General features: G+C 68.6%; 20 protein-coding genes. 12 read left to right on the top strand and 8 right to left on the bottom strand.

The annotated features are described in order from the left end of the window. Positions 1-188: 188 nt before the first annotated feature. Entirely contained in the window at positions 189-2,045 is a 1,857-nt protein-coding gene (edd, locus tag B0F77_RS30730) for a phosphogluconate dehydratase (RefSeq protein ID WP_169731003.1), read from the bottom strand. A 227-nt stretch (positions 2,046-2,272) separates the two neighbouring features. Between edd and B0F77_RS30725 the strand changes: the two genes are divergently transcribed. The 4 genes from B0F77_RS30725 to B0F77_RS30710 all read left to right on the top strand — a co-directional run bounded on the left by B0F77_RS30725 (position 2,273) and on the right by B0F77_RS30710 (position 6,033). Then, a complete protein-coding gene (locus B0F77_RS30725; protein ID WP_086666490.1) occupies positions 2,273-2,563 on the top strand; it encodes a hypothetical protein in 291 nt (96 codons plus the stop codon). A gap of 84 nt (positions 2,564-2,647) precedes the next feature. Further along, a complete protein-coding gene (locus B0F77_RS30720) occupies positions 2,648-3,412 on the top strand; it encodes a hypothetical protein (protein ID WP_086666489.1) in 765 nt (254 codons plus the stop codon). 9 nt (positions 3,413-3,421) lie between these two features. Next, positions 3,422-5,290, top strand: a complete 1,869-nt coding sequence (locus B0F77_RS30715) for a fumarate reductase/succinate dehydrogenase flavoprotein subunit (protein WP_086666522.1) — start codon at positions 3,422-3,424, stop codon at positions 5,288-5,290. After that, positions 5,287-6,033: a succinate dehydrogenase/fumarate reductase iron-sulfur subunit gene (locus B0F77_RS30710; protein ID WP_086666488.1), complete on the top strand. Its 747-nt coding sequence runs from the start codon at positions 5,287-5,289 to the stop codon at positions 6,031-6,033. Before B0F77_RS30715 ends, B0F77_RS30710 begins: the two co-directional genes overlap by 4 nt. On the opposite strand, the gene B0F77_RS30705 is transcribed toward B0F77_RS30710, so the two are convergent. After that, the gene (locus tag B0F77_RS30705; RefSeq protein WP_342746854.1) at positions 6,023-6,664 is read right to left on the bottom strand and encodes a LuxR C-terminal-related transcriptional regulator; all 642 of its coding nucleotides are present in this window, start codon (positions 6,662-6,664) and stop codon (positions 6,023-6,025) included. The two genes, B0F77_RS30710 and B0F77_RS30705, sit on opposite strands and share 11 nt — an antisense overlap. A 135-nt stretch (positions 6,665-6,799) precedes the next feature. Here B0F77_RS30705 and B0F77_RS30700 point away from each other — a divergent pair, with 135 nt between their 5' ends. Continuing rightward, positions 6,800-7,078, top strand: a complete 279-nt coding sequence (locus B0F77_RS30700; RefSeq protein WP_086666486.1) for a hypothetical protein — start codon at positions 6,800-6,802, stop codon at positions 7,076-7,078. Positions 7,079-7,127: 49 nt separating this feature from the next. On the opposite strand, the gene B0F77_RS30695 is transcribed toward B0F77_RS30700, so the two are convergent. The 4 genes from B0F77_RS30695 to B0F77_RS30680 form a co-directional block, all read right to left on the bottom strand. Then, complete coding sequence (locus B0F77_RS30695) at positions 7,128-8,021, bottom strand: amino acid ABC transporter permease (protein WP_086666485.1); 894 nt, start codon at positions 8,019-8,021, stop codon at positions 7,128-7,130. Next, complete coding sequence (locus B0F77_RS30690) at positions 8,018-8,665, bottom strand: amino acid ABC transporter permease (protein WP_086666484.1); 648 nt, start codon at positions 8,663-8,665, stop codon at positions 8,018-8,020. Before B0F77_RS30690 ends, B0F77_RS30695 begins: the two co-directional genes overlap by 4 nt. 80 nt (positions 8,666-8,745) lie before the next feature. Then, positions 8,746-9,636 carry a glutamate ABC transporter substrate-binding protein gene (locus B0F77_RS30685; protein ID WP_086666483.1) on the bottom strand — a complete coding sequence of 297 codons (891 nt, stop codon included), beginning with the start codon at positions 9,634-9,636 and terminating at the stop codon, positions 8,746-8,748. A gap of 39 nt (positions 9,637-9,675) precedes the next feature. Next, positions 9,676-10,404, bottom strand: coding sequence for an amino acid ABC transporter ATP-binding protein (locus B0F77_RS30680; RefSeq protein WP_207311886.1), 729 nt, complete (start codon positions 10,402-10,404; stop codon positions 9,676-9,678). A gap of 159 nt (positions 10,405-10,563) precedes the next feature. Between B0F77_RS30680 and B0F77_RS30675 the strand changes: the two genes are divergently transcribed. Further along, positions 10,564-11,238, top strand: coding sequence for a response regulator transcription factor (locus tag B0F77_RS30675; protein WP_030464939.1), 675 nt, complete (start codon positions 10,564-10,566; stop codon positions 11,236-11,238). A 54-nt stretch (positions 11,239-11,292) separates the two neighbouring features. After that, the gene (locus B0F77_RS30670) at positions 11,293-12,678 is read left to right on the top strand and encodes a sensor histidine kinase (RefSeq protein ID WP_086666482.1); all 1,386 of its coding nucleotides are present in this window, start codon (positions 11,293-11,295) and stop codon (positions 12,676-12,678) included. A 26-nt stretch (positions 12,679-12,704) separates the two neighbouring features. On the opposite strand, the gene B0F77_RS30665 is transcribed toward B0F77_RS30670, so the two are convergent. Then, positions 12,705-13,595 (bottom strand): TAXI family TRAP transporter solute-binding subunit, encoded by an 891-nt coding sequence (locus B0F77_RS30665; RefSeq protein ID WP_245848844.1) that lies wholly within the window; start codon positions 13,593-13,595, stop codon positions 12,705-12,707. Between the two features lie 178 nt (positions 13,596-13,773). Here B0F77_RS30665 and miaB point away from each other — a divergent pair, with 178 nt between their 5' ends. Both miaB and B0F77_RS30655 read left to right on the top strand, forming a co-directional pair. After that, positions 13,774-15,255, top strand: a complete 1,482-nt coding sequence (gene miaB / locus B0F77_RS30660) for a tRNA (N6-isopentenyl adenosine(37)-C2)-methylthiotransferase MiaB (protein WP_425435747.1) — start codon at positions 13,774-13,776, stop codon at positions 15,253-15,255. Further along, positions 15,240-15,731 (top strand): Rv2732c family membrane protein, encoded by a 492-nt coding sequence (locus B0F77_RS30655; RefSeq protein ID WP_245848842.1) that lies wholly within the window; start codon positions 15,240-15,242, stop codon positions 15,729-15,731. Before miaB ends, B0F77_RS30655 begins: the two co-directional genes overlap by 16 nt. A gap of 53 nt (positions 15,732-15,784) precedes the next feature. Here B0F77_RS30655 and B0F77_RS30650 read toward each other — a convergent pair whose 3' ends face one another. Beyond that, positions 15,785-17,143, bottom strand: a complete 1,359-nt coding sequence (locus B0F77_RS30650; RefSeq protein ID WP_086666480.1) for a DUF349 domain-containing protein — start codon at positions 17,141-17,143, stop codon at positions 15,785-15,787. Between the two features lie 170 nt (positions 17,144-17,313). Between B0F77_RS30650 and B0F77_RS30645 the strand changes: the two genes are divergently transcribed. The 3 genes from B0F77_RS30645 to dapF are packed head-to-tail and all read left to right on the top strand — an operon-like array spanning position 17,314 to position 19,735. Continuing rightward, a complete protein-coding gene (locus tag B0F77_RS30645) occupies positions 17,314-17,994 on the top strand; it encodes a class III extradiol ring-cleavage dioxygenase family protein (protein WP_086666479.1) in 681 nt (226 codons plus the stop codon). Then, positions 17,991-18,911, top strand: coding sequence for a tRNA (adenosine(37)-N6)-dimethylallyltransferase MiaA (gene miaA, locus B0F77_RS30640; RefSeq protein ID WP_425435746.1), 921 nt, complete (start codon positions 17,991-17,993; stop codon positions 18,909-18,911). Before B0F77_RS30645 ends, miaA begins: the two co-directional genes overlap by 4 nt. Continuing rightward, a complete protein-coding gene (dapF, locus tag B0F77_RS30635; protein ID WP_086666478.1) occupies positions 18,899-19,735 on the top strand; it encodes a diaminopimelate epimerase in 837 nt (278 codons plus the stop codon). The genes miaA and dapF overlap by 13 nt, the downstream gene beginning before the upstream one ends. Positions 19,736-19,754: the final 19 nt, after the last annotated feature.

Genomic DNA, 19,754 nt, shown 5'->3' with positions numbered 1-19,754 from the left:
ATTGCAAAGGCTGGCGGGGTGGGTCGGCAGGGTTGGACTGCCGGACCGGCGGGGCGGGTGTGGCGGGCGGGCTGGTCGGACGCCACCACCCCTTTGCAACGAGTCTTTTGACGACGAAGTCCAAAGTCTCATTGCTAAGGGGCAGGTCAGCGATGGTGCGGAAGTAATATATTGGCGGTGCGGGCCGGTCAGTGGTGCGTGACCGGGGCGAAGTGATCGGCGGTGATGGGGCCGAACACCGTCGCGCCGCGGTCGGCAGGGCCGACGGTGCGGCGCAGGGCGGCGAACAGTTCGCGGCCCGTGCCGACCCATTCGCGGCCGGTCGGCGGGAAGTCGACGAGGGGTCGTGACGCCAGTTCCTGGGCGGGCACGTGGACCTCCAGCGTTCCGGCGGAGGCGTCCAGCCGCACGACGTCGCCGTCGCGGACGCGGCCGAGCGGGCCGCCGACCGCGGCTTCCGGGGTCAGCTGGATGGCGGCCGGGATCTTGCCCGAGGCGCCGGACATGCGGCCGTCGGTCACCAGGGCCACCTTGTAGCCGCGGTCCATCAGGACGCCCAGCGGCGGGGTCAGCTTGTGCAGTTCGGGCATGCCGTTGGCCTGCGGGCCCTGCTGGCGGACGACGACGACCACGTCGCGGTCGAGTTCGCCGGCCTGGAAGGCCTCCTGGAAGGCCTCCTGCGTGGTGAACACGCGGGCGGGCGCCTCGACGACGTGGTTCTCCGCCGCCACCGCGGACACCTTGATGACCGAGCGGCCGAGGTTGCCGGTGAGCATCCGCAGGCCGCCGTCCAGGGCGAACGGGTCGGTGGCCGGACGCAGGACTTCGAGGTCCAGCGAGCGGCCGGGGCCGTCGACCCAGACCACCGAGCCGTCGACGAGCGTCGGCTCCTGGCGGTAGCGGTCGAGGCCGAAACCGGCCACCGTGTTGACGTCGGCGTGCAGGAGACCGGCGTCCAGCAGGGTGCCCACGACGAACTGGACGCCGCCCGCGGCCTGGAAGTGGTTGATGTCGGCGCTGCCGTTCGGGTAGACCCGCGCGATCAGCGGCACGACCGCCGACAGGTCGTTGAGGTCGTCCCAGCTCAGCTCGATGCCCGCGGCGGCGGCGATGGCGACCAGGTGCATCGTGTGGTTGGTGGAGCCACCGGTGGCCAGAAGCGCCACCACGCCGTTGACCACGGCCTTCTCGTCGACGATGTGCGCGATCGGGGTGTAGTCGTCACCGCGGGCCATCTCGACGGCGCGGCGGCCGGCCTGCTCGGTCAACGCGCGTCGCAACGAGGTGCCCGGCGGCACGAACGAGGCGCCCGGCAGGTGCAGGCCCATGACCTCGACGACCATCTGGTTCGAGTTCGCGGTGCCGTAGAACGTGCAGGTGCCGGGGGAGTGGTACGAGGCGGCCTCGGCCTCCAGCAGGTCCTCGCGCGACGCCTTGCCCTCCGCGTAGAGCTGCCGGACGCGGGCCTTCTCCTTGTTCGACAGGCCGGACGACATCGGACCCGCGGGCACCAGGATCGACGGCAGGTGACCGAACGACAGCGCGCCGATCAGCAGGCCCGGCACGATCTTGTCGCAGACGCCCAGCAACACCGCGGCGTCGAACATCTCGTGCGACAGGGCCACCCCGGTGGACATCGCGATGACGTCGCGGCTGAACAGCGACAGCTCCATGCCGTCCCGGCCCTGGGTGATGCCGTCGCACATGGCGGGCACGCCACCGGCGAACTGGGACACCCCGCCCGCCGTGCGGACCGCTTCCTTGATCCAGGCCGGGTACTCCTGGAACGGCTGGTGGGCGGACAGCATGTCGTTGTAGGACGACACGATCGCGACGTTGGACTTGCGCAGCGCCCGCAGCGCCGCCTTGTCGCCGCCGGTGATTCCGGCGAAGCCGTGCGCCAGGTTGCTGCAGGCGAAGCCGGACCGGGACGTTCCGTCCTGCGCGGCCGCGGCCACACGTTCGAGGTACACACGACGGGAATCGGCGCTGCGGGCGGCGATCCGGCGGGTGACCTCGGTCAGAACAGGATGCAGTTCGGTCATGGGGGTCTCCGGGTCATCACGGGCCGTGGTGGGGCCCTTACGAGACGACAACGGTGGCGTCCCACAGACGGGCGTGACGCCACACACAGTAAGTCATGGCTGGTGGAAGACACAAAAACGATTCAGTAACTGGGAGGGGTCCAGTTTTGAATCTTCGCGTGTGGTGCTTGTCACATGGCTTGAGATTGGGCAGAGTGCGGGGCACGACCTTGGAACGGAGGTGTCCCATGACGTCCACGGAGATCGTCGAACTGCGCCGGGTCATCGGTCAGATGCGACATGCCGTCAGCGCGTTGCGCGGCAGGTATGGCGACGTGGCAGCGGTTCAGCGCCTTGCCAACGACGTTGAACGCATGGACATCGACGCCACCGAACTCGTCGACCTCAGCACCCCGAGGCAGCGTGAAGCTCCTCAAGTGGAACGCGAGGTCGTGGTCGTGCCCGACACGCCCTACGACGAGTCGTTGTGGAAGGACGCGGACGACGAAGGACTCGGTGGCTACCGCAACCGGACCTGAGCCGAACTGATCAGACGGCCCCCGCCGACGCGGGGGCCGTTCGGCGTTTCTCCACAACGACGTGGACCCCCAGAAAGGTGAGTAATGGCGAGGGCAGAGATCGCCGCCAGGACTCTGCGCACGGACCGATGGTGGTTGCCGCCGCTGACGACATTCGTCGGCCTGCTGCTCATCTCGATCTACGCGGCGTTCCGCACGTTCCAGGGGGACTACTACTGGGTCGACCAGTACCACTACCTCACACCGATGTACTCGCCGTGTCTCACCGAGGAGTGTGTCCCGGCCGCTTCGCACTTCGGTCAGTGGTTCCCGGCGCTGCCCGGCTTCCTGACCCCGCCGGTGATCATCATCCCGTTCCTGCTGGGCTTCCGGATCACCTGCTACTACTACCGCAAGGCCTACTACCGGGCAGCCTGGGCGTCGCCGCCCGCGTGCGCCGTGGCCGAGCCGCACAGCAAGTACACCGGTGAGACCAGGTTCCCGCTGATCGCGCAGAACCTGCACCGCTACTTCTTCTACGCGGCCTCGATCCTGCTGCTGATCAACATCTACGACGCGGTCCTCGCGTTCGGCACCGGTGTCGGGCTCGGCAACATCATCCTGCTCGCGAACGTCGCGCTGCTCGGCGCGTACACGCTGTCCTGCCACTCGTGCCGCCACATCGCGGGCGGGCGGCTCAAGCACTTCTCCAAGCACCCGGTCCGGTACTGGATGTGGACGCAGATCTCGAAGCTGAACAACCGGCACATGCAGCTGGCGTGGGCCTCGCTGATCTTCGTCTGCCTCACGGACCTGTACGTCGCGCTGGTCGCCTCGGGAACGATCTCCGACCTCCGCTTCATCAACTAAGGAGTGGTTTTGCCCGAGCTGGAAAGGCACTCGTTCGACGTTCTCGTGATCGGCGCCGGTGGTGCCGGACTGCGTGCCGCGATCGAGGCCCGTGAGCACGGCATGCGCACCGCCGTTCTCTGCAAGTCGTTGTTCGGCAAGGCCCACACGGTGATGGCCGAGGGTGGCATCGCCGCCGCCATGGGCAACGTGAACTCGAGCGACAGCTGGCAGGTGCACTTCCGCGACACCATGCGCGGCGGCAAGTTCCTCAACAACTGGCGGATGGCCGAACTGCACGCCCAGGAGGCACCACAACGGGTCTGGGAACTCGAGACGTACGGCGCGCTGTTCGACCGCACGAAGGACGGCCGCATCTCGCAGCGCAACTTCGGCGGCCACGAGTACCCGCGCCTCGCGCACGTCGGCGACCGCACCGGCCTCGAACTCATCCGCACGTTGCAGCAGAAAATCGTTTCGCTGCAACAGGAGGACTTCAAGGAGTTCGGCGACTACGAGGAACGCCTGCGGGTGTTCCAGGAGTTCACCGTCACCGACCTCGTCAAGGACGGCGACCGCATCGCCGGCGTGTTCGGCTACTGGCGCGAGTCCGGCCGCTTCGTGCTGTTCGAGGCACCCGCGGTGATCCTCGCGACCGGCGGCATCGGCAAGTCGTTCAAGGTCACCTCGAACTCGTGGGAGTACACCGGAGACGGCCACGCGCTGGCCCTGCGCGCGGGCGCCTCGCTGATCAACATGGAGTTCATCCAGTTCCACCCCACCGGGATGGTCTGGCCGCCGTCCGTCAAGGGCATCCTCGTCACCGAGTCCGTGCGCGGTGACGGCGGCGTGCTGCGCAACTCCGACGGCAAGCGGTTCATGTTCGACTACATCCCCGAGGTGTTCAAGGACAAGTACGCCGACAACGAGGAGGAGGGCGACCGCTGGTACACCGACCAGGCGAACAACCGGCGCCCACCGGAGCTGCTGCCGCGTGACGAGGTCGCGCGCGCGATCAACTCCGAGGTCAAGGCCGGGCGCGGATCACCGCACGGCGGCGTTTTCCTCGACGTGTCAACGCGTCTGCCCGCCGAGGAGATCCGCAAGCGACTGCCGTCCATGCATCACCAGTTCAAGGAACTGGCCGACGTGGACATCACCGCGCAGCCGATGGAGGTCGGCCCGACCTGTCACTACGTGATGGGCGGCGTCGAGGTCGACCCGGACACCGGATCCTCTTCCGTGGCAGGGCTTTACGCCGCCGGCGAGGTCTCCGGCGGCATGCACGGCTCGAACCGCCTGGGCGGCAACTCGTTGTCGGACCTGCTCGTGTTCGGCCGCCGTGCTGGTGCGGGTGCGTCGGAATACGTGCGGGCGCTCGGCTCCAGGCCGACCGTCTCCGAGGACACCGTCACCGAGGCACGGGCGACCGCGCTCAAGCCGTTCCAGCAGGAAGGCGGCGAGAACCCGTACACGCTGCACATGGAGCTGCAGCAGTCGATGAACGACCTCGTCGGCATCATCCGGCGCGCCGGTGAGATGGAAGAGGCGTTGCAGCGTCTGGAGAAGCTCAAGGAGCGCGCCCAGGCGCTGACGGTCGAGGGACACCAGCAGTTCAACCCCGGCTGGCACCTCGCGCTCGACCTGCGCAACATGCTGCTGGTGTCGGAATGCGTGGCGAAGGCGGCACTGCTGCGCACGGAGTCGCGTGGCGGTCACACCCGCGACGACCACCCGGTGATGGACGCTGAGTGGCGGCGGAAGCTGTTGGTGTGCAACGTTTCCGACGATGCTGTCACCGTCGAGGAGAAACCGCAGATCCCGATCCGCGGCGACCTGCTGGACCTGTTCGACCGCACCGAGCTGGAGAAGTACCTCACCGCGGAGGAGTTGTCATGAGCTACCAGGGCAAGTTCCGGGTGTGGCGCGGTGACGACTCCGGCGGCTCGCTGGAGGACTTCACCGTCGAGGTCAACGAGGGTGAGGTCGTGCTCGACATCATCCACCGGCTGCAGGCCACGCAGGCACCGGACCTCGCGGTGCGGTGGAACTGCAAGGCGGGCAAGTGCGGCTCGTGCTCCGCGGAGATCAACGGACGCCCGCGGCTGCTGTGCATGACCCGGATGTCGACCTTCGAGGAGGCGGAGACGATCACGGTCACGCCGATGCGGACGTTCCCGATCATCCGAGACCTCGTCACCGACGTGTCCTTCAACTACACCAAGGCGCGCGAGGTGCCGTCGTTCGCGCCGCCGAAGGACCTGGCGCCGGGCGAGTACCGGATGCAGCAGGTCGACGTCGAGCGCTCGCAGGAGTTCCGCAAGTGCATCGAGTGCTTCCTGTGCCAGAACACCTGCCACGTGGTGCGTGACCACGAGGAGAACAAGGAGGCGTTCTCCGGGCCCCGGTTCCTGATGCGGGTCGCGGAACTGGAGATGCACCCGCTGGACACGGCGGACCGCGTCGACCAGGCGCAGGAGGAGCACGGCCTCGGGCTCTGCAACATCACCAAGTGCTGCAGCGAGGTGTGCCCCGAGCACATCCACATCACCGACAACGCGCTCATCCCGATGAAGGAGCGCGTCGCCGACCGCAAGTACGACCCGATCGTCTGGCTCGGCAACAAGCTGTTCAGGCGGTAACGGCCTGCGGAATGACCAGCCGGGACTCGTAGGCCATCACCACGGCCTGCGCCCGGCTGGTCAGCCGCAGCTTCGTCATCACGCGGTTGAGGTGGGTCTTCACCGTGCCCTCCGTGACGGTCAGCCTGGCCGCGATCGCGGCGTTGGTCAGACCGGTGCCGACGAGCCGCAACACCTCGCGTTCGCGACCGGTCAGCTCGTCCAGACCGACCGAACCCGACGGGGAAACCACCGCGTCACCCCGCAGGTACGCGGCCACGAGCCGGCGCATGACGGTGGGGCTGAACTGCATCTCCCCGGACGCGACGGCGGCGATCGCGGCGATCAGCCTGGCCGGTTCCGACTCCTTCAGCACGAATCCGGCGGCGCCCAGGCGCAACGCCTCGTGGACGTGCTCGTCCAGGTCGAAAGTGGTCAGCACCAGCAACCGCGCGGACGTCGCGACGCGTTTGAGCGCCGCGATTCCCGGCAGGCGGATGTCCAGCAGGATCACGTCCGGACTCAGCGACTCGGCCAGCCGCACGGCGGTCTCGCCGTCCGCGGACTCGCCGACGACGGTCAGATCAGGTGAAGCGTTCAGCAACGCGACCAGGCCCGCTCTGAACAACGGCTGGTCGTCGACAACGAACACGCGCGTCACAATGCCCCTCATTCATGTGACGTCACCGCGGTAGATCCCCCAACTCAGAGCGTACCGCGAAAGTTGACGGGAGATCCACTCTTCGTGAGACGACCCGGTTCCGCTCGCGTCGATACGTTCCGCTGCATGCGCACCGCATCGGCCGACCTGCTCTCCGTCCGCACGATCACCGTCGACGGCTCGGACGTCTACCTGCGGGTCACGTCCAGTCCCGTCGACCTGGAGATCCGCTGCTACCAGGACGGTGACCGCCGCGTGGCCGGCAGTCCCGTGCTGTTCCCCGCGGGGGATCGCTCGAGGCGCTGCCTGGGGACGAACTTCCGCGCCGGCACCACCTTCTCGCTGGACGTCGTGGGTCCGGGGCAGGACTGGTGCGGTGTCGTCGACTGGAACGTCCACGCGTGAAAAGAGGGCGTGTCCGATGTGGACACGCCCTCTTTTCACGGTTTCGGCGTCAGACGGTCAACCCGACGCCGATCGTGGTCGACGCGTTGCCGAGCTGGACCTGACCGGCCGCGTCGTCATCGAGGTGGATGACCTTCTTGTTGCGGCGGTTGCGCTTCTCCAGGTAGGTCGCGAGCCACGTCAGCAACAGGCACAGGCCGATGTAGATCAGTGCGACCACGATCATCACCGAGATCATCGGACGACCGAAGTTCACCGCGTCACCACCGATGCGGGTACCCCACCGCAGCAGCTCCTCGAAGGTGATGAGGAAGCCGAGCGCGGTGTCCTTCAACAGCACGACCAGCTGGCTGATGATGGTCGGCAGCATCGCCCGCAACGCCTGCGGCAGCAGCACGAGCGTCATCACCTGCGTCTTGCGCATGCCCAGCGCGTACGCCGCCTCGCTCTGCCCCCTCGGCAACGAGTTGATGCCCGCGCGGAAGATCTCCGCGAGCACCGAGCCGTTGTAGAGCATCAGGCTCAGCACGACCGCCGTGAACGCGCTCAGCTTCACCCCGGCCACGGGAAGGCCGTAGTAGAAGAAGAACATCATGATCACGAGCGGGATCGCGCGGAAGATCTCGACGATCACCGCCGCGGGAGTGCGCACCCACGCGTGGTCGGAGAGCCTGGCCGCGGCGAAGATCGCACCGAACGCGAGCGCCAGCACCGCGCCGACGGCGAACGCGCTGAGCGTGTTGCCGATGGCCTCGACGAGCGAGAGCTGGATCTGCTTGTAGTTGATCCAGTCGAGCCTGCGGGCGGAGAACTGGTTGGTGGAGATGAAACGCATGGCCACGTACGCCAGGCCCGCGAGCACCGCCGCGATGCCGATGACGGCCATGATCTTGTGACGAGCGCGGGCCTTCGGGCCGGGGACGTCGAACAGCACCATGCTCATCGGGCCACGCTCCACCGCTTCTCGAAGACCTGCTGCACGTACGTCAGCGGCATGACCAGGATGACGAACCCGAGCGCCACCCACAGGAGTCCGAACAGGACGTTCTCACCCTGCTCCGACAGCGAGTCGCGGATGTTGCCTGCCTGGGCGACCGCGAAGCCGGACGCCACCGTCGTGTTCTTCAGCAACGCGATCATGGTGCTCGTCATCGGCGGCACCACCGAGCGCAACGCCTGCGGCAGCACCACGTTGCCGAGCATCTGCACGAACGTGAGCCCGAGCGCGCGGGACGCCTCCGCCTGGCCGACCGGCACGGTGTTGATGCCCGATCGCACGACCTCGCACACGAAAGCCGCCGTGTAGAGCGACAACGCCACCACGGCCGCGGTGTAGTTCTCGATCTTCAGGATGTCCAGCAGTGGATACGCGAAGACGAAGAACACGAACACCAGCGTCAACGGCGTGTTGCGCAGCACGGTCACGTACCCCGTGCCGATGGCCCGGAACACCGGCACCGGGCTGACCCGCAGCGCGGCGAGGATCGTGCCCAGCACCAGCGACAGCACCGCGGAGACCGCGAAGAGTTGAAGTGTCTTCCAGAACAGGTCCAGGAAGAGCGGGAGGTTGTTGGTGAGGACGCTCATCGGTTTCCTTGCCGTCGTCCGCCTCTAAAGGAACGGCCGGTGGACCCACGTGGGATCCACCGGCCACGTGAACTCCCCGGTCAGTACCGGTCGATCTTCGGCTTCTGGGCGGCCGAACCAGACTTGCCCAGGGTGCCGTCGTAGATCTTCTGCCAGGTGCCGTCGTCCAGCGAGGCCTGCAGGATGTCGTTCACCTTGTCGCGCAGGGCCTTGTCCTCCTTGGGCAGGCCGATGCCGTACGGCTCGCTGGAGAACGTCTTGCCGACGACCTTCAGCTTGCCCTCCTCGGCGGCCGCGTAGCCCTTGAGGATCGCGTCGTCCGTGGTGACCGCGTCGACCTCACCCTCGAGGAGCTTCGTGACGCACTGCGAGTAGCCCTGGAACTCGATGACGTTCGTGGCCTCGGTCAGGCCCTCGTCCTTGATGCGCTTGGCCGGCGTGGAGCCGGTCACCGAGCACACCTTCTTGCCCTTGAGGGTTTCCTTGCCGGTGATCGTCGTGTTGTCGGCCTTGATCAGCAGGTCCTGGCCGGCGACGAAGTACGGGCCGGCGAAGCTGACCTTCTCCTTGCGGCCGGCGTTGATCGTGTAGGTGCCGACGTAGTAGTCGACGTCACCGTTGATCAGCGCCTGCTCGCGAGCGGCCGACTGGACCGTCTTGAACTGGATCTTCTCGGGGTCGAAGCCCAGCTTCGCCGAGATCAGCCGCGCGATGTCGATGTCGAAACCGCTGTACTTGTTCGTCGTCGGGTCCTTGTAGCCGAGACCCGGCTGGTCCTCCTTGACGCCGATGACGAGGTTGCCGCGCGCCTTGACCTTGTCGAACGTGGGCGAGCCCTCGACCTTGACGTCCTTGGCGACCTCGAAGAGGCCGGCGGGCGCCGCCTGGTCGGTCGGGCTGCCCTCCTTGCCACACGCGGTCAGGGCCAGTGCGCCCGTGAGCAGCACCGCCGCAAGGGTGCGAACCCTCATCGTCCTTCTCCTGCCATTCGTTCGAAAGTGGGCTGACTACTAGTGAGTCAGGATCTTGCCAAGGAAGTCCTTCGCGCGGTTGGACTTCGGGGCCGAGAAGAACTCTTCCGGGGTGGAATCCTCGACGACCTCGCCGTCGGACATGAAGATCACCCGGTCCGCGGCCTTGCGGGCGAAGCCCATCTCGTGCGTGACGACCAGCATCGTCATGCCGTCCTTCGCCAGGCCCGTCATGACGTCCAGGACCTCCTGGACCATCTCCGGGTCGAGCGCGGACGTGGGCTCGTCGAACAGCATCACCTTGGGCTTCATCGCGAGCGCGCGGGCGATCGCGGCGCGCTGCTGCTGCCCACCCGAGAGCTGAGCCGGGTACTTCTCCGCCTGGTTGGCGATCCCGACCCGCTCCAGCAGTTCCATGGCGGTCTTGCGCGCTTCGGCGGCCGGCGTCTTGCGCACCTTCGTCGGAGCGAGCATGACGTTCTCGACGATGGTTTTGTGCGCGAAAAGGTTGAACGACTGGAACACCATGCCGACATCGGCGCGCAGGCGGGCCAGTTCTTTTCCTTCGGCGGGAAGCGGCTGCCCGTCGACCTCGATGACACCGGAATCAATCGGTTCGAGGCGGTTGATGGTCCGGCACAGGGTCGACTTACCGGAACCCGACGGCCCCAGCACGACCACGACCTGCCCCTTCGGCACTTCCAGCTGCACGTTCTTGAGCACGTGCAGTGGGCCGAAGAACTTGTCCACGCCCGCCACACGAATCATCGGCGGGGCAGAGGCGGCAGTCATCCAGTCCTCCATTTGGGGTCGTCGGCGTTGGCGGAAACCTAGGTGTCCGCCACCACACCAGTCCAGGACATTGAGCAAGACTTAGGGTCTCAACTCTGTCACAGGCAGACATCGGTTGCCCGGGAGGTAGCGAAAGTGCGCGTGCTGCTCGTCGAGGACGACGACAGGGTCGCAGAGGCCTTGGTCCCAGCCCTGACCAGACGGGGTTTCCACGTGGATCGGCAGGCCACCGGCCGCGGCACGCTCGATCGCCTCACCGGCGTCGACGTGGTGCTGCTCGACCTCGGTCTGCCCGATATGGACGGCGTGACGCTGTGCCGCGCCATCCGCGCGGCGTCGGACGTCGCGATCATCGTGGTGTCGGCGCGAGGGGAGATCGACGACCGGATCCTCGGCCTGCACGCCGGGGCCGACGACTACCTCGTGAAGCCTTACGACGTGGGTGAACTCGTGGCCCGCGTGCACGCCGTGCGACGCCGTCGTGGCGCGGACCCGGTCGGGGTGGGCGCGGTGTCGACGGAGGTGTTCGAGACCGGCGACGTGCGGGTCGACCTGGGGCGGCACGAGGTCACCGTCGCGGGTGAATCCGTCGCGCTGTCCCGAAAGGAGTTCCAGGTGCTCGCGCTGGTGATGGCGGCGGGTGGCGCGGTGTGCACGCGTGAGCGGATCCTGGCCGAGGTGTGGGGGCGGACGTGGTCCGGCGCGAACCGGACCCTCGACGTGCACGTGGCGACGTTGCGGACCAAGCTGGGGCGGCCAGCGCTGCTGGAGACCGTGCGTGGCGTCGGCTATCGGCTGGGGCAGGTGTGAACTCCATTGGGTGATCTTTCGTCGGCGTGTCGTCGTCGGGCCGGGTGACGGCTCGTGAGGTCCCGACTGCTGGGCGTGGTGCTCGCCCTGATCGTGCTGGTGCTCGTCGGTCTCGGCCTGCCGCTGGGCCGCGGCGTGGCGGCCGCGGAGCAGCAGGAGATGTTCCTGGACCGGCTCACCGACACCAGCCGGTTCGCCTCGCTGGCGCAACGGCCGCTGATCGACGACAAGCCGGATCTGCTGCGGGCCGAGCTGGAGCGCTACGACGAGCTCTACGACATCGGCGTGGCGGTGGTGACCCGTGACGCGCCGACCGTCGCGGTGGTGGCGTCGCGCAACGACCTGGCGCTCGGCGACAGCGCGGTGAAGGACCTGGTGAGCAAGGCGCTGGCCGGGCGGCTGCCGGTCGCGCCGCCGCTGTTCATGCCGTGGAGCGACACGAAGGTGGTGCTCGCCGAACCGGTGCTGGTCGACGGCGAGGTGCGCGGGGCGGTGATCACGTTCTCGCCGACGTCGAAGACCCGCTTCGAGGTGCTCGCGTGGTGGGCTTTGCTGCTGGCGGCGTCGCTGCTGGTCCTGGCGCTCGCGGTGCTGCTGGCGTTACCGGTGGTGCGCTGGACGTTGCGGCCGGTGCAGGCGCTGGACGACGCGACGGGCAAGCTCCTGGGCGCTGTCGTGTCGGGCCGTCCGGTGCCGCCGGTGGGCGCGGAGAGCGGGCCGCCGGAACTGCGGCAGCTCTCGCGGTCGTTCGACCAGATGGCCGCGAACGTGAGCGATGTGCTTGCCGCGCAACGGGCGTTCGTCGCCGACGCCTCACACCAGCTGCGCAACCCGTTGACGGCCTTGAAACTGCGACTGTCCAACCTGGAGGGTCATGTCGACGCCGAGGCCGAGGTGCACCAGGTCGAGGCGCTGAGCGAGACCGACCGCCTGAACCGGATCCTCGACGAGCTGCTCGCCATGGCGCGCGCCGAGTCGAGCTCCGTGGACCCGATGCCGGTGGACGTCGACAAGTCCGTGGCGGCGCGGCTCTCGGCGTGGCAGGCGGCCGCGGCCTCGAAGGAGGTCCACCTCGTGCTCGACGGGCAACGCGTCGGCATGGCCCTCGCACCGCCGCGCGGCGTCGAGACGATCCTCGACGCGCTGCTCGACAACGCCCTGAAGTTCACCCCCGAGGGCACGCTGATCGTGGTGGACGTCCGCAAGTCCGACGGCGTCGTCCGGCTCTCGGTGGCCGACCACGGGCCCGGCCTGCAGCCCGACGAACTCGAGCGGGCGACCGACCGGTTCTGGCGCAGTCCGGCCCACCAGAACGTGCCGGGCTCCGGTCTCGGGCTGTCGATCGTGCGCCTGGTCGTCGAGCGCGTCGGCGGCGTCGTCCGGCTGGAGTCGCCGGAGGACGGCGGCCTGAAGGTCGTGATCGAGCTGCCGGCCGTCTGATGTACCGGCGTCTAATATATTGGATATTACACTTTGGCTTCGCGGTAGTAGCGCATGGCGCCGTTGTGCAGCGGTACCGGTGACGTCTCGATCGCCGACCGCTGCTCGATGGTGCGCGCCGCCGAGTGCGCCTTCACGAGATCGGGCTGCCCCTCGAACAGCTGCCGCACGAGCGCCTCGGCCACGTCGTCCGGCATCGACTCGTTCACGAGCAGGAAGTTGCGCACCACGAGCGTGACGACCGGCCCGGACTGCAGGTTGTAGGTGGACGCGGGCAGCGTGGCCGAGCCGTACACGGGATACTGCCGACGGAACTTCGGCAGCTCCTCCTTCAGGTCGAGCATGCGCACGCCGAGCCCCTTGGTGAGGTCGGTGATCTTCTTCGTCGGCAGCCCGCCCGACCAGAACAACGCGTCGAGTTTGCCCTCCTCCATCGCCTGGGCGGACTCGTCGAGGCTGAGGTTCACCTTCTGGGGCGTCACGTTCTCGGCCCGCAGCAGCTTGTTCGCGATGATCTCGACCCCCGAGCCCTTCGCGCCGATCGACACGCGCCTGCCCGACAGCTCGCTCAGCTTCGTCACCGGCAGGTCGTTGCGGACGATGATCTGCAGGTAGTCGTCGTGCATGCGGGCCAGCGCGCGCAACCGGGACGAGCCCTGCACCTCGTCGAGCGCGTCGGCCTGCGAGAAGCCGACCTCGGCCTGGTTGCTGACCAGCCGGGTGACGTTGTCGATCGACCCGTCCGTCGGGACGACCTGGGGGCGCACGATGCCGAGCCGCCCGCTCCAGATGTCCGCGAGGCCGTTGCCGAGCGCGTAGTAGACGCCGTTCTCGCTGCCGGTGGCCATCGTGATCTTGATGTTCTCCACCGTGCTGCTGCAGCCCGTCAGGACCGTCGCGGCGGTCAACAGGCTCACGGCTGCATGCACTCGTCCCAGCACCACCGCATCGTGCCACGGAGGCGTCGCGAGCCTGCACCCGACGAAGGTCCGCTCTTCGGGCGTGTCCCGGTCGTGCCTGGTCAAGGCGCACCTGCGCGCACCTCTGCCCGGTCCGCGTGACTTGGGGCTCTGAGCAGGGGTTATGGTGTTGGTCGTGAGCACCGTGCAGGTTCCGAAGACCTTCCAGATTCGCACGTTCGGTTGTCAGATGAACGTGCACGACTCCGAGCGGCTCGCCGGACTGCTGGAAGACGCCGGCTACGAGCGGGCCACCGGGGACGACCAGGCCGACGTCGTCGTGTTCAACACCTGCGCGGTCCGCGAGAACGCCGACAACAAGCTGTACGGCACGCTCGGCCACCTCGCCCCGCAGAAGGCCGCCAAGCCCGGCATGCAGATCGCGGTCGGCGGCTGCCTCGCGCAGAAGGACCGCAGCGAGATCGTCCGCCGCGCCCCGTGGGTCGACGTCGTGTTCGGCACGCACAACATCGGCTCGCTGCCGGTGCTGCTCGAACGCGCGCGGCACAACGAGGAGGCGCAGGTCGAGATCCTCGACGCGCTGGAGACGTTCCCGTCGTCGCTGCCGGCCGCGCGCGACTCCGCCTACTCGGGCTGGGTGTCGATCTCGGTGGGCTGCAACAACACCTGCACGTTCTGCATCGTCCCGTCGCTGCGCGGCAAGGAGAAGGACCGCCGCCCCGGTGACGTGCTCGCCGAGGTCCAGACGCTGGTGGACGAGGGCGTGCTGGAGGTGACGCTGCTCGGCCAGAACGTCAACTCCTACGGCGTCGAGTTCGGCGACCGGCTGGCGTTCGGCAAGCTGCTGCGCGCGTGCGGTGACATCGACGGGCTCGAGCGCGTGCGCTTCACCTCGCCGCACCCCAAGGACTTCACCGACGACGTCATCGCCGCCATGGCCGAGACGCCGAACGTGTGCCACAGCCTGCACATGCCGCTGCAGTCCGGTTCGGACCGGCTGCTCAAGGCGATGCGCCGCTCGTACCGCACCGAGAAGTACCTCGGCATCATCGACAAGGTCCGCGCCGCCATGCCGGACGCCGCGATCACCACGGACATCATCGTCGGCTTCCCCGGTGAGACCGAGGAGGACTTCCAGGGCACGCTCGACGTGGTGCGCCAGGCCAGGTTCTCCTCCGCGTTCACGTTCCAGTACTCCAAACGCCCCGGCACGCCGGCCGCGGACCTGCCGGACCAGCTGCCCAAGGCTGTCGTGCAGGAGCGCTTCGACCGGCTCGTGGCACTGCAGAACGAGATGACCCACTCGTTGAACATCGAGCAGGTCGGCCGCACCGTCGAGGTCCTCGTGGCCACCGGTGAGGGCAAGCGCGACGCCGAGACGCACCGCATGAGCGGCCGTGCCCGCGACGGACGTCTCGTGCACTTCACGCCCGGCGACACGGCTCCGCGTCCCGGTGACGTCGTCGAGACCGTCGTGACCTACGCGGCCCCGCACTACCTCGTCGCGGACGGCGAACCGCTGACGTGGCGGCGTACCAAGGCCGGTGACAGGTCCGAGGCGGGCATCAAGCCCAAGACCGCGGGCATCGGCCTCGGCCTGCCGTCGTTCGGCGCGCCCGCCCCGCTGCCCGCCGTGTCCGGGTGCGCGGCCCAGTGAGCGACCCGAAGTTCGACGACGAGTACCTGCGCAAGGAGATCGACGCGGTGGAGCAGCAGGCCGCCAGGCGGATCGACCCCGGCACCGGCGCGTTGACGATCTCCATCGCCGTGCTGGCGTTGCTGGTGTCGCTCGTGCTGCCGTGGGTCGGGGACAAGACCGGCCTCGGCGTGGTGCTCGGCGAGTCCACGAGCTTCGTCCCGCGGCTGTTCTCGTTCCTCGCGCTCGGCGTTGGCGTGGTCGGGTCCGGCCTCACGCTCGCGGTGCGGCGCTGGGGCCTCGCGTGGGTGTGCACGCTGGGCTTGTTCGCCGGCTCGGTGACGGGCGTGCTGTCGATCTGGACGCAGCAGACGACCACGAGCAACAAGGCGATCGGCCCCGGTCCCGGTGTCGGCCTGATCATCGCGGTGATCGCGGTGATCGTCCTGCTGGTGAAGTGGGTCAGGATCGCGGCTTCCCGCCCGCCGCAGCTGTAGTCCCCCGACACGATGAAGGCCCCCTCCGCGGAGGGGGCCTTCATGCGTTGGAACTAGCGGGTCGCCAGGGCCTGCTCAGCGGCGGCGAGCCACTCGCGCCACTGCGCGGCCTGTGCCTCGGCCTGCTCGGTGCGGCGCTTGTCGCCCGCGGCACGGGCCTTCGCGGCCTGCGCCTCGAACTGCTCCACGCGCTCGCGGAACTGCGCCACGCGGGCCTCGGCCTCGGGGTCGGAGCGACGCCACTGCGCGTCGACCGCGCCGCGGACCTTCTCCTCGATCGTGCGCAGCTTGCCCTCGAGCTCGCGGATGCGCTCGCGCGGCACCTTGCCGATCGCGTCCCAGCGCTCCTGGATCTTGTAGAGGTGGTTGCGCGCCGCCTCGAGGTCGCCGGTCGGGTCGATCGTCTCGGCCTCGGCGAGCAGCTCCTCCTTCAGCTTCGCGTTGGCCGAGAACTCGGCGTCACGCTCGCTGAACGCCTCGGAACGCTTCTGGAAGAACGCGTCCTGCGCGGCCCGGAACCGCTGCCACAGCGCGTCGTCGGCCTCCTTGGGCGCACGCCCGGCGGCCTTCCACTCGACCATCAGCTCCTTGTAGCGACCGGCCGTGGGGCCCCAGTCGTCGGAGTCGATGAGCTTCTCGGCCTCTTCGACGAGCGCCTGCTTGGAGGACTTCGCCACCGAACGCTGCCGGTCGAGGTCCGCGAAGTGCGAGCCGCGACGGCGGTTGAACGCGTCGCGGGCCTTCGAGAACCGGCGCCACAGCTGCTCGTCGGTCTTGCGGTCGACGCCGCGGATCGTCTTCCACTCGTCGAGGATCGCGCGCAGCCGGTCGCCGGCGACCTTCCACTGGGTCGACTCGTTCGCGATCGACTCGGCCTCGTCGACCAGCGCCTGCTTGCGGGCGACGGACTGGGCGCGGGCGGCCTCCTTGGCCTCCTTCGCCTTCTCCATGCCAGCCTCGGCGCGCTCCAGCACGAAGTCCACGCGCCGGGCGAGCGCCGCGAGGTCGCCGACCACGGCGGCTTCCGCGAGCTGCTCCTTGACGTGCTTCGCGCTGGTCATCGCGTGCTTCGGGTCACCGGCACCGGACGCGAGCCGCGTCACCAGCAGCTCGACCTCGGTGCGCAGGTCGTCGAAGCGCCGCGCGAAGTGCGCGAGGCCCTCGACCGGTTCGCCCGCCTGCCAGGACCCGACGGCGCGCTCGCCGTCCTCGGTCTTCACGTACACGGTGCCGTCGGCGTCAACGCGCCCCCAGCGGTCAGGGTGGTCCGACGCCACGGGGACGGCCGGAGGCGTCGCCTGCGCGGTCTCCTTCGGCGTCTCCTCGACTCCACCCTCGGCTGCGGCCGCGACGGCGCCCTCTGCGGGGGCGGTCTCGACCACGGCCTCCGGTGTGCTGTCCTGCTCCGACATCGCCGGTTCCTCCCATCTGACGCCCGTGCCTGCCACGGGCGCCCCGCCGCGGCGGGGCCGATGCAATACGGGCGCTGGAGGCGTCTCCCGTCCCCAGTTCCCCGCGCGCATTCAAACAGGTCAGAGCTCGACTCGGTACTGGGAGTCCACGATAGGTAGCCTGGTTCGTCGTGATCACCCGTGCCGCGGTGGTGCCCCACCCGCCTCTTCTGGTCCCAGAACTGGTCGCGGGAGCCGCCGCCGAAACCGCCCCCGTGCGTGCCGCAACCCTTGCGGCAGCAGGAAAACTGCCCGGTCCGTGGATCGCGGTCGCGGCCGACGTCAGCGGGCCCGCGACGGTGGTGCCACCGTTGTCGGGAACTTTTCTCGGTTTCGGCGTTGATGTACCTGTGTCGCTCGGAGGTGACCTGCGGCCTGACCCCCGAATTCCGTTGCCAGTGCTAATCACCGCGTGGCTGCGGGAACACTGCGCGGTCGAGGTGTCACGCGTTGAACTCGTGCCGCCGGATCTGCCCCCCGCCGACTGTGTCTCGTTTGGACAACAACTCGCCGGGGAAGACGCCGGACTGCTGATCCTCGGTGACGGATCCACTCGGCACGGCCTGCGTTCGCCAGGTTCCCACGACGAGCGTTCGGGACCGTTCGACGAGCACGTGCACTCCTTGCTGGCGGCCGCCGATGTGGACGGCCTGCTCGATCTCGACCTCGAACTCGCCCGTGAGCTGGGCGCACAGGGTCGCGCGGCGTGGCAGGTCCTCGCCGGCGTGCCCGGACCGTGGCGCTGTGCCGGCGCCGAGTTCTTCGCACCGTTCGGCGTGGGCTACCACGTCGCTGTCTGGGAGCGCCCGTGATCACGACCCCAATAGTTCCGATCGCTGTTGTCGGACCCACCGCGTCCGGAAAGTCCGACCTGGCCGTCGCGCTGGCGGAACGGTTCGGGGGAGAGGTCGTGAACGCCGACGCCATGCAGCTCTACCGCGGCATGGACATCGGCACGGCGAAGATGACCCTGGCCGAGCGGCGTGGGATCCCGCACCACCTGCTCGACGTCCTCTCCGTCACCGAGACCGCGTCCGTAGCTGCCTACCAACGCGAAACGCGTGCCGTCGTCGAACGCCTGCTGGCCGCCGGACGCCCGCCGATCCTGGTCGGTGGTTCGGGACTTTACGTCCAGGCGGTGCTCGACGACCTGAAGTTCCCCGGTACCGACGACGCCGTGCGGGAGCGCTTCGAAGCGGAGCTGGCGGCGGTCGGCCCGGAAGCACTGCACCAGCGGCTGCGGTCGCTCGACCCGGCCGCCGCGATCGCGATCCTGCCGTCCAACGGACGCCGCATCGTGCGCGCGCTGGAGGTCATCGAGCTGACCGGGCAGCCGTTCTCGGCGAACCTCCCCAAGCCCGGACCCGCGCGGTACGGCACCGTCCAGATCGGCGTCGACCGCGAGGTGTCCGAACTGGACTCCCGCGTCGACCGGCGGGTGGACGTGATGTTCGCTTCCGGCTTGGAGGACGAGGTGCGTGCTCTGGTCCGGCTGGGCCTGCGGGACGGCAAGACCGCCTCGCGGGCGCTGGGCTACCAGCAGGTGCTGTCCGCAATGGACGGAGCGTGCACGATCGACTTCGCCGCCGAGGAGACCAAGCGCGCCACCCGCCGGTTCGTGCGCAGGCAGCGGTCGTGGTTCCGGCGTGACCAGCGCATCACCTGGCTGGACGGTGCGCGGCCGGATCTTTTGGCAGCCGCCGGTAACCTGGTGCCGTGGAGTTCGTGAAGGGGCACGGCACGGAGAACGACTTCGTCATCCTGCCCGACCTCGATGACCAGCTGGACCTGACGGTGGCGCGCGTGCGGGCGCTGTGCGACCGGCAGCGCGGCCTGGGCGCGGACGGCGTGCTGCGCGTCGTGCGGTCCGGTGGCGACTCCGGCGGCAAATGGTTCATGGACTACCGCAACGCCGACGGCTCCATCGCCGAGATGTGCGGCAACGGCCTGCGCGTGTTCGCCCGCTACCTCGTCGACGCCGGCCACCAGCCGCAGGGCGAGTTCGTCGTCGGCACGCGGGCGGGGGATCGCACGGTCATCACCCACCCGGACGGCTCCGTCACCAACGACATGGGTCCCGCACGGGTGACCGGGACGTCCATCGCGGCGGTCGACGGCCAGGGCATCGGCGGCTTCGCCGTCGACGTCGGCAACCCGCACCTGGCGTGCGTCACCGACGCCGACGTCGACGGCTTCGACCTGACCGTGCCGCCCGGCTTCGACCCGGTGTTCTTCCCGCACGGAGTCAACGTCGAACTGATCAACGTGCTCGACCCGGGAAAATCCGACGCAGGCTCCCCGCGCGGTGGCGCTCTGAAGATGCGCGTCTACGAGCGCGGCGTCGGCGAGACCCGCTCCTGCGGCACCGGCACCGTCGCGTCCGTCGCCTCCTGGCTCGCGGGCCAGGGCCGTACGACCGGCTCGGCGACCGTCGACGTCCTCGGTGGTCAGGTCTTCGTGACGATCGAGCCGACGACGTCCACGCTCACCGGACCCGCCGTGCTCGTCGCGCGCGGCGAGCTCGACAAGTCCTGGTGGGACGCCCTGGCCTGACTGATGCTGCCTGAACTGA

It is taken from the genome of Lentzea kentuckyensis (assembly GCF_002150765.1).
GTDB classification, from domain to species: domain Bacteria; phylum Actinomycetota; class Actinomycetes; order Mycobacteriales; family Pseudonocardiaceae; genus Lentzea; species Lentzea kentuckyensis.
The sequence above is the reverse complement of the archived record's forward strand: the minus strand, read 5'-3'. Positions and strand labels throughout refer to the sequence as shown.